The sequence below is a fragment of the Thermus thalpophilus genome, assembly GCF_022760915.1.
GTDB classification, from domain to species: Bacteria; Deinococcota; Deinococci; order Deinococcales; family Thermaceae; genus Thermus; species Thermus thalpophilus.
Genome location: NZ_JAKTNS010000165.1, coordinates 1 through 238, shown reverse-complemented (window position 1 = coordinate 238; position 238 = coordinate 1). Strand labels below are relative to the sequence as shown.

Below are 238 nucleotides of genomic sequence, written 5' to 3'. Positions count from 1 at the left end.
GGACCTTCGCCTGTGAGGCGGACGCCCGGCGGGCCCTGAGCGAGGCCAGCGGCCGACTTCCTTTGCACCGGCTGGTCTACCTGGGAGTGCAGGAGGAACGCCAATGGGAGCGGGTGGGCCGGCCGCGCAAGGGGGAGCGACCCTTGGCGGTGGTCTACCGCCTGCGGGCCCGCCTGGAGGTGGATCAGGAGAAGCTGGAGCGGGCGAGGCGGGGCCTGGGGCGATTCCTCCTGGCCAC

The 238-nt window shown here is 73.1% G+C and carries 1 pseudogene; it reads left to right on the top strand.

Annotated features, from left to right (window positions below):
- Positions 1-238 (top strand): annotated as a pseudogene (locus L0D17_RS14110) (IS1634 family transposase); the annotation flags it as partial.